General features: G+C 32.5%; 11 protein-coding genes, 1 tRNA gene and 1 rRNA gene. All 13 read left to right on the top strand.

Going from position 1 to position 13,511, the window contains the following annotated elements:
- Positions 1-405 (top strand): DUF1934 domain-containing protein, encoded by a 405-nt coding sequence (locus tag TEGL_RS19295; RefSeq protein WP_018590151.1) that lies wholly within the window; start codon positions 1-3, stop codon positions 403-405.
- Between the two features lie 266 nt (positions 406-671).
- Positions 672-2,057 (top strand): tRNA lysidine(34) synthetase TilS, encoded by a 1,386-nt coding sequence (gene tilS, locus TEGL_RS19290; protein ID WP_018590152.1) that lies wholly within the window; start codon positions 672-674, stop codon positions 2,055-2,057.
- Between the two features lie 32 nt (positions 2,058-2,089).
- Positions 2,090-4,063, top strand: coding sequence for an ATP-dependent zinc metalloprotease FtsH (gene ftsH / locus TEGL_RS19285; protein ID WP_018590153.1), 1,974 nt, complete (start codon positions 2,090-2,092; stop codon positions 4,061-4,063).
- 105 nt (positions 4,064-4,168) lie between these two features.
- Positions 4,169-5,146 carry a biotin--[acetyl-CoA-carboxylase] ligase gene (locus TEGL_RS19280; RefSeq protein ID WP_018590154.1) on the top strand — a complete coding sequence of 326 codons (978 nt, stop codon included), beginning with the start codon at positions 4,169-4,171 and terminating at the stop codon, positions 5,144-5,146.
- Complete coding sequence (locus TEGL_RS19275; RefSeq protein WP_018590155.1) at positions 5,139-6,107, top strand: P1 family peptidase; 969 nt, start codon at positions 5,139-5,141, stop codon at positions 6,105-6,107. The genes TEGL_RS19280 and TEGL_RS19275 overlap by 8 nt, the downstream gene beginning before the upstream one ends.
- Positions 6,108-6,319: 212 nt before the next feature.
- A complete protein-coding gene (locus tag TEGL_RS19270) occupies positions 6,320-6,922 on the top strand; it encodes an ECF transporter S component (protein WP_026255053.1) in 603 nt (200 codons plus the stop codon).
- A gap of 17 nt (positions 6,923-6,939) precedes the next feature.
- Positions 6,940-7,707, top strand: a complete 768-nt coding sequence (locus TEGL_RS19265) for a type III pantothenate kinase (RefSeq protein WP_018590157.1) — start codon at positions 6,940-6,942, stop codon at positions 7,705-7,707.
- A gap of 173 nt (positions 7,708-7,880) precedes the next feature.
- Entirely contained in the window at positions 7,881-8,858 is a 978-nt protein-coding gene (gene dusB, locus TEGL_RS19260; RefSeq protein ID WP_018590158.1) for a tRNA dihydrouridine synthase DusB, read from the top strand.
- 97 nt (positions 8,859-8,955) lie between these two features.
- Complete coding sequence (greA, locus tag TEGL_RS19255; protein ID WP_018590159.1) at positions 8,956-9,432, top strand: transcription elongation factor GreA; 477 nt, start codon at positions 8,956-8,958, stop codon at positions 9,430-9,432.
- 41 nt (positions 9,433-9,473) lie between these two features.
- Complete coding sequence (gene lysS / locus TEGL_RS19250) at positions 9,474-10,994, top strand: lysine--tRNA ligase (RefSeq protein ID WP_018590160.1); 1,521 nt, start codon at positions 9,474-9,476, stop codon at positions 10,992-10,994.
- Between the two features lie 288 nt (positions 10,995-11,282).
- Positions 11,283-11,468, top strand: coding sequence for a hypothetical protein (locus TEGL_RS19245; RefSeq protein ID WP_018590161.1), 186 nt, complete (start codon positions 11,283-11,285; stop codon positions 11,466-11,468).
- 265 nt (positions 11,469-11,733) lie between these two features.
- A 16S ribosomal RNA gene (locus TEGL_RS19240) occupies positions 11,734-13,238 on the top strand.
- Between the two features lie 76 nt (positions 13,239-13,314).
- Positions 13,315-13,390 (top strand) — tRNA-Ala (locus TEGL_RS19235).
- Positions 13,391-13,511 lie beyond the last annotated feature (121 nt).

Genomic DNA, 13,511 nt, shown 5'->3' with positions numbered 1-13,511 from the left:
TTGGAAGTTAAAATTAATATCCATACGATTCAATATAATGAATATGGAGAAAGAAATGACATAAAAGTAAAGGCTACAGGTACTTTATATGAAAAAAAAGATAATACCTATGTAGTTTACAAGGAAAAAGAAGATGGCAAAGAAACGACAACATCTATTAAAATTGAAAGTGATAAGGTAACAATAAAAAGATTTGGGGAAATAAATTCAACTATGCTTTTTAAAAAAGATCAAACAATTAACTCTAATTATGCAACACAACAGGGTATGTTTGTTGTACAAACAAAAACTACGAATTTAAATGTTAAAAAACAAGAAAATATTATCATTGATATAGATTATAATATAGAAATAATAGATATGTTCAAGGGTCGTAATAAAATAAAAATAAATATTTATCAATAAATAAGGTTAAAAAATAAATATTTTTAATGGAATAAAATTAAAGGTAGTTAAAATACTACCTTTTGTTTCATTTATTTGTTATCATTATAACTATAGTGTTTAAAAAATATTCTTAAAAAATAGGATAAATATAAACAAGGATTTGAAGTTTTTTTATAGAAAATAGTACTAGTAGTTAAGAATTTCATTAATTAAAAAATTGATGCAAATAAGTAAGACAATTAAGTTAATTATTGATAAAATTAATTGTAATAGAGGTATAAAATATGATATTTGAGAAAACGCTAAGTACGATAAAAAAATACAACTTAATCGAAGATGGAGACAAAATTGTGTTAGGACTTTCTGGAGGTCCCGATTCAGTTTGTCTATTACATATATTGAATAGATTGAGAGATGTTATAGATATAGAAGTTTATGCAGCACATCTGAATCATCAGATTAGAGGAATGGAAGCTCAGAAGGATGCTTTATATGTTTCTCAATTGTGTGAAAGTTTAGGAATAACTTTTTTTGTTAAATCTATGAATGTGCCACAATATTGTAAGGAAAATAAGTTGTCCTTAGAAGAAGGAGCAAGAAAATTAAGATATGAAATGTTCTTTGAAATAAAAGAAAAGTTAAATGCAAATAAAATAGCTATAGCTCATAATATGAATGATCAAGCTGAAACCGTCTTAATGCGTATGATGAGAGGCACAGGTTTACAAGGATTAAAAGGTATAGATTATATAAGAGATGATGCGATAATTAGGCCTATTTTAGAAATTGAAAGATCTGAAATAGAAGCTTACTGTGAAGAATATAAATTAAATCCAAGAATAGATGCTACAAACTTAGAAAACATATATACAAGGAATAAAATTAGATTAGACCTTATACCATATATGAAGGATAATTTTAATTCTAATATAATAGAATCCATAGTAAGAATGAGTAATAGCTTAAGAATTGATAATGATTATATAGAAGAAGAAGCTTTTAAGAAATTTAAACAATTAGCTTTTATAAATGGATACAATTTAGAAATTAAGTTAGATAAATATATAAATTTACATAAGTCATTAAAAAGTAGAATTATTAGATTAGGAATAAAATATGTTTTAGGAGATACAAATTTTATAGACCAAAAGCATATTGAGGAAGTTCTAGGCTTAGAATGTGAAAATAAGATTGATAAAAAAATAGTTCTTCCAAGAGGATTATTTGTTTATAGACAAAAGAATAAACTGGTATTTACAACAAAAGAAATTATATTTGAAGAAATAGAATTCTCTTATAAAGTACCTAAAAATGGGTTTGTCAAAATAAATGAAGCTAATATCATTATTGAAACTGAAACGATGCCTATAAATAGGTATAAGGCTTTGAAAAGAGATAAATCATTAAAATGGTTTGATTGTAATAAAATTAAAGGGGGGATAGTTGTAAGAAGTAGAAAGTCAGGGGATAAAATAAAACTTTCTATGGGAAGCAAAAAATTGAAAGAATTATTCATAGATTTAAAAATTCCAAAAGAAGAAAGAGGTAAAGTTCCAGTGTTGCAAGATGACAATGGAATTTTATGTGTTGGAAATTTTAGAAATAGTGAAGCATATAAGGTTGATGAAACCACAAAAGAAGTCTTAAAGATTTGCTTTAAGAAAATTTAGAATTAAAACAACTTATGAAAGGAGGGCTTCTTTTGAACAAATTTTTAAAAGGAGCAGGTTTTTATCTGTTACTGTTTATGATAATAATAGGCATAGTCCAATTCTCAGGGACTAAGACAACTAAAGTTGAAGAGTTAAAGTTTTCTGAAGTTTATAAAAATCTAACTGAAGAAAATATATCGAGAATACACTTTGTCGATGGAACTTCTGTTGAAGGAGTAATAAAAGATTCAAACAAGAAGTTCACATCATATATACCAAATGAAATATTAGGAGATAAACTATCTGATGAGATATTAAATCAAGCAGTGGAAAATAAATTAGTATTTGATGGAGAAGCACAACCACAAACACCTTGGTTTGTAAGTATGCTACCAACTGTTCTTCTAATTGGATTTATGATTATAATATGGTTTGTCTTTATGAACCAGTCTCAAGGTGGAGGCGGAAAGGTTATGAGCTTTGGAAAATCCAAAGCAAGAGTTCATAAAGATGACGAAAAAACAAGAGTTACATTCAAGGATGTGGCGGGACTGTCTGAGGAAAAAGAAGATCTGCAGGAAGTTGTTGATTTCCTGAAGAACCCCAAGAGGTATATTAATTTAGGTGCTAGAATTCCAAAAGGTATACTAATGGTTGGTCCTCCAGGGACAGGAAAAACATATTTATCAAGAGCCGTTGCAGGAGAGGCTGGAGTACCATTTTTCAGCATAAGTGGTTCTGACTTCGTTGAAATGTTCGTAGGTGTTGGAGCATCAAGAGTAAGAGACTTATTTGAGCAAGCGAAGAAAAGTGCACCTGCAATAATTTTTATAGACGAAATAGATGCTGTTGGTAGAAAAAGAGGTGCTGGACTTGGTGGAGGACATGATGAAAGAGAACAAACTCTAAACCAGCTTCTAGTAGAGATGGATGGTTTCGGAGTCAATCAAGGAATAATAATTATGGCTGCTACAAATAGACCAGATATTCTAGATCCTGCATTACTTAGACCAGGTAGATTTGACAGAGAGGTAGTCGTTGGAGTACCAGATGTTAGAGGTAGGGAAGCTATATTTGAAGTTCATTCAAAAAACAAACCTTTAGCACATGATGTAAATAAAGAAGTGTTAGCGAAGAGAACTCCAGGGTTTACGCCAGCAGATATTGAAAACATAATGAATGAGGCTGCTATATTAACAGCTAGAAAAAGAGAAAAAGAAATTCATATGGAAACTATAGAAGAAGCTATAACAAAAGTTATGGTTGGTGTAGCTAAAAAATCTAGAGTTATCAGTGAAAAAGATAGAAAGCTTACGGCTTATCATGAGGCAGGTCATGCTATTTGTATGCATATACTTCCAAATGTAAGTCCAGTTCACCAAGTAACTATAATACCAAGGGGTAGAGCTGGTGGATTTACTGAACCTCTTCCACAAGAAGACCAAATGTATGGTACTAAGAATGAAATGTTAGAAACTATAGTAATGGCTCTTGGCGGTAGGGTTGCAGAAGAATTAATCATGGAAGATATTTCAACAGGAGCATCTAATGACTTAGAAAGAGTTACAGCAATAGCAAGAGCTATGGTAACTAAATATGGTATGAGTGAAAAAATGGGACCTATGGTATACGGAGACAGTGATGATGAAGTATTCTTAGGAAACAGTATAACTACTAAGAAAAATTACTCAGAAGAAATAGCTTTTGAGATAGATAAAGAAGTTAGAACGATAGTTGAAAATTCTTACGCAGAATGTAAAAAAATATTAAATGAAAATATGGACAAATTACACTATGTTGCAAAAGGATTATTACTATATGAAACTTTAGACTCAGAGCAATTTATTCAAGCATTTAATGAAGAGCTATCATTAGATGAAAAAGATGTATTTGCAAAAAGGGAACAATCAAAAGTTATTATTGATGATGAAGATATACAAGAAGAATCTAATGAAGAAGAAAAGGTTGATTTACACAAACCAAAACTAGAAGAGTTTAAATTGCCAGAAGATGATAATAAATAATTTAAATAAAAACAGGGCTTGCATTAAAGCCCTGTTTTTATTTATATATAATATAATTAGTGTATAATTAATTTTATAAAAAAGTCGAAATAATAGAGGTGAAGTATGAGAGATAAAATAATAGAAGTTATTTTAGGCAGTGGATCAGATTTTGTATCGGGAGAAGAATTATCAAAAAAGTTAGGTATATCTAGAACTGCCATATGGAAACATATTAATATTTTACGAGAAGAAGGTTACAATATAGAATCTGTTAATAAAAAAGGTTACAGATTAATTGGGTCACCAAAAGATTTATTAAACCCACAAAATATTTATCATAATTTAAAAACAGAGTTTATAGGAAAAAATATAATTCATCTTGAGAGTGTAGACTCAACCAATGATTATTTAAAGAAAATAGGTAATGATGTTCAAGATGGCACTGTAGTCATAAGTGAAGAGCAAACAAAAGGCAAAGGAAGATTGGGGAGGAATTGGCAATCAAAATCTAAAGAAGGTATATGGATGAGTATAATACTTAAACCAGAGATTATACCATATAAAGCTCCTTTTATAACTTTAATAGCAGGAGCAGCTATAGTAAAAGCATTAAATAATTTACAAGTGCCTGCAAATATTAAATGGCCAAATGATATTATTATAAATAACAAAAAGGTAAGTGGCATATTAACTGAGTTATCTGCTGAAATTGAAAGAATTAATTATGTTGTAGTTGGCATAGGTATGAATGTGAAGAGTTTAGACTTTGACAAAGAGTTAGAAGAAAAAGCAACATCGTTGTATAAAGAAAACTATCATTTATCAAGAGTAGAAATAGTATCACAAGTACTTTATGAATTTGAAAATCTATATAATGATTATATAAAAAATGATTACAAAGAAGAAATTTTAAAAATTTGCAAAGAATACTCAGCAATACTAAATAAAGATGTATATATAATTAAAGATGATGAAAAAGAATTAGTAAAATGCATTGATATTAGTGATAACGGAAATTTAATAGTAATGGATGATAAGGATAACATACAAGAAATTTTATCTGGAGAAGTTTCAATAAGAGGGGTTAAAGGATATGTATAATAATATTTTGGATGTAAAAGGATTGAAGGTTGGTCAAGTAGAAGATACAGATTCTTTAACTGGTTGCACTGTTGTAATATGCCAAGAAGGTGCAACTTGTGGAGTAGATGTCAGAGGATCTGCTCCGGGAACAAGAGAAACAGATTTACTAGATCCTATAAATTCAGTTCAAAAAGTACATGCAGTAGTATTATCTGGAGGATCGGCTTTTGGATTGGAGTCTACATGTGGTGTAAGTAAATATCTAGAAGAAAAAAATATAGGTTTTGATGTTGGGGTTTGTAAAGTACCTATTGTAACAGGAGCTGTATTATTTGACCTAGGAGTAGGAAGTTATAAAGTAAGACCAGATAAAGAAATGGGATACAAGGCTTGTTTAAATGCCAGTGAAACTGAATTAAAGCAAGGTAACTATGGGGCAGGATGTGGAGCAACTGTAGGAAAAATAAAAGGGTTGGACTATGTAACGAAAGGGGGAATAGGAAGTTACTCAATTAAACTTGATAATGGAGTAGTAGTATCTGCATTAATAGCTGTTAATGCTTTTGGAGATATATATGAAGATGGTAAAGTAATAGCTGGAGTGCTAAATGAAGACAAAACAAAATTATTAAATACATATGAAATAATGAAGTCAGGGCTTATGAAGGGTGGATTCAAAATAGACAATACAACTATAGGTATAGTTGCAACTAATGCAAAATTAACAAAAGCTCAATGTAAAAAAATATCTCAAATGGCTCATGATGGATATGCAAAAGCTATATTTCCTATACATACACCTCATGACGGAGATACAATATTTACTATGTCAACGGGAAAAATAGAAGTTGATTCAGATATTACTTTACTAGGATGTTTAGCAGCTGAGGTAGTAGAAAAAAGTATTATAAATGCCGTAAAAAATGCTAAAAACATAAAAAATATTATCTCTTATAATGAATTAGAAAATGACAAATAATAATATCATATAAAAAAGTTGAACTATATATGTTTATATAATATTGTTGACAATGCAAAAAGTCACTGTTAAAATTGTCTTGTTATATAGCTGACATCTTCTTAACGAAGAGTCTGACTTAGTTGACATTTAAGAGTCGCAAAAGTCAAAACTAAATAAAACTAAAATAGTCCGGCATCTTTTAAGAGCTGGAACGGGGGTGTATTTTTATTATGATTAACACACGAGCGTCAGCACAAAGAAGGCTGAATGTAAGGAGAATGACTATAATAGGAGTTTTATCTGCAATTTCTATTATGATGTCAATGTTACCATTTATAGGTTATATACCTATAGGACCTATAAAAGCAACGATAATGCATATACCAGTTATTATAGGAGCGATTATAGAAGGTCCAGTAGTAGGTGCAACAATAGGATTGATTTTTGGATTAACAAGCTTATGGAACGCCATAACACAACCAGTGCTATTGTCGCCGTTATTTATAAATCCGCTAGTATCTGTACTTCCTAGAATACTAATAGGAATAGTAGCTTATTATGTGTACCAAGGTGTATACAAAGTAAGTAAAAAAGTATATGCTTCAGGATTTGTAGCAGGTATAATTGGATCTCTTGCTAATACAGCTGGCGTTTTAGGTATGATTTATATACTATATGCAGATAAATACCTAGCACTTATGGAACAACAAGGATCAAGCGCGTCTAAATTATTATTTGGCGTTGTTTTAACAAGTGGAGTACCAGAAGCTTTAATCGCAGGATTAATAGTATCTGCAGTTTCAGTGGCACTAATAAGAAAAGGCAAAAAATAGAAGGAAGGTTTAAACATATGCTATTAGTATTTGATATAGGAAATACAAATATGGTTATAGGTGTATATGAGGGAAAGGCTTTAGTAAAAGACTGGAGGATTTGCACAGATATACACAAAACATCTGATGAATATGGAATGTTAATAAGTAATTTATTAACTTATGATAAAATAGACTTAAAATCAATTGATGATGTAATAATATCTTCAGTTGTTCCCAATGTAATGCATGCTTTAGAAAACTTTTGTATAAAGTATTGCGAGAAAAAGCCTATGATAGTAGGTCCTGGAATAAAAACAGGACTAAATATAAAATATGATAATCCTAAACAAGTAGGAGCAGATAGAATAGTAAATGCTGTGGCAGCAATAGAAAAATACGGAAGTCCGCTTATAATAGTAGACTTTGGAACGGCTACAACGTTCTGTGCAATATCTGAAAAAGCAGAGTACCTAGGTGGAACAATATGTCCAGGTCTTAAGATATCAAGTGAAGCATTATTTAATGGTGCAGCAAAACTTCCTAGAGTTGAGCTTCTTAAACCAGGTAAGACTATTTGTAAAACCACAGTGGAAGCAATGCAATCAGGAATAATATATGGATACGTTGGACAGGTAGAAAAAATAATATCAATGATGAAAAAGGAATTACGTAGTGAAAATATAAAAGTCATAGCTACAGGAGGATTATCTTCCCTTATTCATTCAGAAACTGATAGCATAGATTATGTAGATAGATTCTTAACCTTAGAGGGATTAAGATTAATACACGAAAAAAACAAATAGAAGTTACGTAGGAATTGGTGTAATCCAATTCCTTTTTAATATGTAAAAATAATACAATACAAAATAATAATAGTATATTTTCAGAATTTGTAATAATATATTTAGAGTAGTTAATTAAAATTTGGAAAAATGTTAATCATTATAAATAATTCACAATTAAAAGGAGACAGAAGATGAAAATAGGCAATGTCCAATTAAATAATAAAGTTTTTTTATCTCCTATGGCAGGTGTAACAGACTTACCTTTTAGATTAATTTGTAAAGAAAAAGGATGTGGGATGCTTTACACGGAGATGATAAATGCTAAGGCTCTTTGCTATGATGATGAAAATACTAAGAAAATGTTAAAAATAGAAGATGAAGAACACCCTATAGCAGTTCAAATATTTGGATCGGAACCAGAATTTATGGGAAGAGCAGCGGCTATAATGAATGATTATCCAAATGAAATTTTGGATATAAATATGGGGTGTCCGGCACCAAAAGTCATAAAAAATGGTGATGGGTCTGCTTTGATGAGAAATCCTAAACTAGCAGCAGAAGTTTTAAGTTCAGTAGTTAAGAACTCAAAAAAACCAGTTACATTAAAAATAAGAAAAGGCTGGGACGACGACAGTGTAAATGCTGTTGAGATAGCTAAAATAGCAGAAGAGTGTGGAATAGGTGCTTTAGCTATACACGGTAGGACAAGAGAACAATTTTATTCTGGTAAGGCAGATTGGGATATAATTGCACAAATAAAGCAAACTATAAACATACCTGTGATAGGTAATGGAGATGTATTTGAAGTTGAAGATGCAGTAAATATGTTAGAAAAAACTAAATGTGATGCTATAATGATTGGTAGAGGTGCGCAAGGAAACCCTTGGATATTCAAAAGAATAAATCATTATATGGAAACAGGAGAAATATTACCGGAACCAACACTAGAAGAAAAAATAACTACGGCAATAAAACATATGAACTTAGCAGTAGCTGAACATGGAGAGTTTGTTGCTGTAAGAGAAATGAGAAAACATATAGGTTGGTATTTAAAAGGTTTAAAAAATTCCGCTAAATATAGAGATCAAATTAATAAAATAACAGATTATAAAGAAGTAATTGCTATGTTAGAAGAGTATATGGAACACTCCTTGACACAAATAAGATAGTGACTTATAATATAGCGCATAATAAATCAATAGGAATAAATGTAAAATATGTTGAATAAGCATATTTTAAAATTATATAGAAGGAGTTGTAGGGGTTATGGTAGAAAAACAAGAGATACTTACACAAGAAGGTTACAACAAAATAGAAGAAGAAGTAGAGTACTTAAAAACAGTTAAGAGAAAAGAAGTTGCAGAAAGAATAAAAGTAGCTATTTCATTTGGAGATTTATCGGAAAATGCTGAATACGATGAAGCTAAAAATGAGCAAGCTCAAGTAGAAGAAAGAATCGTAAAATTAGAAAACATTTTAAGAAAGGCTGTTATAATAGATGAGAGTCAAATAGACAGCAATATAGTAACAATTGGATCAACAGTTAAAGTATATGATACTGAGTTTGAAGAAGAAGTAGAATATACAATAGTAGGTTCTGCAGAAGCTGATCCATACAATGGTAAAATATCAAATGAATCACCAGTAGGTAGCGCGTTTATAGGAAAACACAAAGGTGATGAAGTTGAAGTTCAAGTACCAAATGGTGTTGTAATATATAAAATATTAGATATAAGAAGATAGTTTAACTAAAATTTAATAAGAACATAACTTGGAGGAAAAAAATGAGTAAAGATCAACAAAATGTGATTGATAACCAAGAAGACCTTACAGAAGTACTGAAAGTAAGAAGAGAAAAATTAAGTAAGTTACAAGAAATGGGCAAAAACCCATTTGAACAAAGCAGATATGATAGAACTAACTATTCTAAAGACATAAAAGATAACTTTGACGAAATGGAAGGAAAAGTTGTCAAAATAGCTGGACGTATAATGAGCAAAAGACTTCAAGGTAAAGCTGGATTTATAGACATTCAAGATCAAGATGGAAGAATACAATGTTATGTAAGAAAAGACAGAATAGGTGAAGAAGATTACGATCTTTTCAAAACTTACGATATAGGTGATATCATAGGTTTAGAAGGTGAAGTATTTAAAACTAAAAAAGAAGAAATATCAGTAAAAGCGACTTCTGTAGTTTTATTATCTAAATCACTGCAAGTATTACCAGAAAAATATCATGGATTAAAAGATCAAGATATAAGATATAGACAAAGATATGTTGACTTAATAGTTAACCCAGAAGTTAAAGATGCGTTCTTAACAAGAACAAAAGCATTAAAAGCATTAAGATCATTCTTAGATGAAAGAGGATTCTTAGAAGTTGAAACACCTATACTAAACACTATTGCTGGTGGAGCTAATGCTAGACCATTTGTTACACATCACAATACACTAGATATACCAATGTACTTAAGAATAGCAAATGAATTATACTTAAAAAGACTTATAGTAGGTGGATTTGATAAAGTATATGAAATGGGTAGAATGTTCAGAAATGAAGGTATGTCTATAAAGCATAACCCAGAATATACTGCTATGGAATTATATCAAGCATATGCTGATTATGAGGATATGATGAGAATAACTGAAAATCTTATATCTCATATGGCAGAAGTAGCTACAGGAAGTACAGTTGTAAACTACCAAGGAACTGAAATAGATTTCAAGCCACCTTGGAGAAGAATGACTATGATAGAATGCGTTAAAGAATATACTGGTGTTGATTTTGATACAATAAACACAGATGAAGAAGCTTTAGAAATAGCTAGAGAAAAAGGTATAGAAATAATGCCTGGAATGAGAAGAGGAGAAGTTATAAATGCATTCTTCGAAGAATTCGGTGAAGATAAATTAATCCAACCAACATTTATAACACATCATCCAGTTGAAGTATCGCCTCTTGCTAAGAGAAATGTTGAAGACCCAAGAAAAACGGATAGATTTGAAGCCTTTGCTAATAAATGGGAGTTAGCTAATGCATTTTCTGAACTTAATGATCCAATTGACCAAAAAGGAAGATTTATGGATCAAATGAGAAAGAAAGAACTAGGTGATGATGAAGCTTGTGATATGGATGAAGACTTCATAAATGCATTAGAAGTAGGTTTACCTCCAACAGGTGGACTAGGAATAGGTATAGACAGAGTTATGATGTTACTTACTAATTCTGCATCAATAAGAGATGTAATACTATTCCCAACGATGAAACCTATTGACCAAAATAAAAATCAAATAGAAGAATAGTCTTAATATAAAAAGCTCGTGTTTAATAACTTTTATAGTTATATAGGCACGAGTTTTTTTCTACATCTACATAAAGTAGAACTGTTTTTATTACAAAAATTAATTAACATATCAACAGTAAAATATAAAAAATATGAACAAAAAATGTTGTTACCTAATTTAAAATGATAAAAAAGAAAAAATGATATTTTATTATGAGAATAATGAAAGAAAAATTATTAAAGGAAAAAGGAATAAATACTTAGAAATGAATATAAAAATTAATGTTATACGGAAGGGGCAATGAAAATGAACCAAATTATGTCATGGATATGTCTTATAAGTATATGCTTTTTATTATTACAGGTTATGATTTTTTTATGTGAGGACACATTAAGAGTATTTAATAAAGTAAGTTGTAATAATAAAAAGAATAACAGAAAGCCATCTACTGTAAATGTTACATATAATTATAAAAATAAAATAGCAAAATAAATAAAAAAGTGTTGACCTACTGAATTATAAATGATATAGTATTACTTGTCCTTGAGACAGGGACAAAACGTCAACAAAAACTTCTTAAAAAAGTAGTTGACAAAGAAAAACAGCTTTGGTAAAATAAAGAAGCTGAAACAAGCAAAGAACTTTGAAAATTAAACAGTAGGTTAACAATAAATTAATTCTTTAAGAATTAAACTGAAACAATAAACAAACCAAGCCAGATATTCAGATAATGATTAGTCTGAGCGATGGACAACTTTTTTATGAGAGTTTGATCCTGGCTCAGGATGAACGCTGGCGGCGTGCCTAACACATGCAAGTCGAGCGATTCACTTCGGTGAAGAGCGGCGGACGGGTGAGTAACGCGTGGGTAACCTGCCTCATACACATGGATAACATACCGAAAGGTATGCTAATACAGGATAACATAAGAGATTCACATGTATCTCTTATCAAAGCTCCGGCGGTATGAGATGGACCCGCGTCTGATTAGCTAGTTGGTAAGGTAACGGCTTACCAAGGCGACGATCAGTAGCCGACCTGAGAGGGTGATCGGCCACATTGGAACTGAGACACGGTCCAAACTCCTACGGGAGGCAGCAGTGGGGAATATTGCACAATGGGCGAAAGCCTGATGCAGCAACGCCGCGTGAGTGATGAAGGCCTTCGGGTCGTAAAACTCTGTCCTCAAGGAAGATAATGACGGTACTTGAGGAGGAAGCCCCGGCTAACTACGTGCCAGCAGCCGCGGTAATACGTAGGGGGCTAGCGTTATCCGGATTTACTGGGCGTAAAGGGTGCGTAGGTGGTTTCTTAAGTCAGGAGTGAAAGGCTACGGCTCAACCGTAGTAAGCTCTTGAAACTGGGAGACTTGAGTGCAGGAGAGGAAAGTGGAATTCCTAGTGTAGCGGTGAAATGCGTAGATATTAGGAGGAACACCAGTAGCGAAGGCGGCTTTCTGGACTGTAACTGACACTGAGGCACGAAAGCGTGGGGAGCGAACAGGATTAGATACCCTGGTAGTCCACGCCGTAAACGATGAGTACTAGGTGTCGGGGGTTACCCCCCTCGGTGCCGCAGCTAACGCATTAAGTACTCCGCCTGGGGAGTACGCTCGCAAGAGTGAAACTCAAAGGAATTGACGGGGACCCGCACAAGTAGCGGAGCATGTGGTTTAATTCGAAGCAACGCGAAGAACCTTACCTAAGCTTGACATCCTTTTGACCGATGCCTAATCGCATTTTTCCCTTCGGGGACAGAAGTGACAGGTGGTGCATGGTTGTCGTCAGCTCGTGTCGTGAGATGTTGGGTTAAGTCCCGCAACGAGCGCAACCCTTGCCTTTAGTTGCCAGCATTAAGTTGGGCACTCTAGAGGGACTGCCAGGGATAACCTGGAGGAAGGTGGGGATGACGTCAAATCATCATGCCCCTTATGCTTAGGGCTACACACGTGCTACAATGGGTGGTACAGAGGGCAGCCAAGTCGTGAGGCCGAGCTAATCCCTTAAAGCCATTCTCAGTTCGGATTGTAGGCTGAAACTCGCCTACATGAAGCTGGAGTTACTAGTAATCGCAGATCAGAATGCTGCGGTGAATGCGTTCCCGGGTCTTGTACACACCGCCCGTCACACCACGGAAGTTGGGGGCGCCCGAAGCCACTTAGCTAACCCTTTTGGGAAGCGAGTGTCGAAGGTGAAATCAATAACTGGGGTGAAGTCGTAACAAGGTAGCCGTATCGGAAGGTGCGGCTGGATCACCTCCTTTCTAGGGAGAATTAACCTACTGTTTAATTTTGAGGGTTCTTTATGAAAACTCAAGATATGTTGAAAAAAATCGACATGGGGGTGTAGCTCAGCTGGGAGAGCACTTGCCTTGCACGCAAGGGGTCAGGAGTTCGATCCTCCTCATCTCCACCATTAGTACTTATTTAATAAGTGCTTTAGTACTTTGAAAACTGCATAACATTTAGTGATATGACATTATAAAAGAAGAAGATAAACTTCTTAAAAAATATATCATATAAAGAAGATAACTTTT

This window comes from Terrisporobacter glycolicus ATCC 14880 = DSM 1288, from assembly GCF_036812735.1.
In the GTDB taxonomy this organism is placed as follows: domain Bacteria; phylum Bacillota; class Clostridia; order Peptostreptococcales; family Peptostreptococcaceae; genus Terrisporobacter; species Terrisporobacter glycolicus.
Note: the sequence above shows the minus strand (reverse complement) of the source record. Positions and strands in the feature narration are given on the sequence as shown.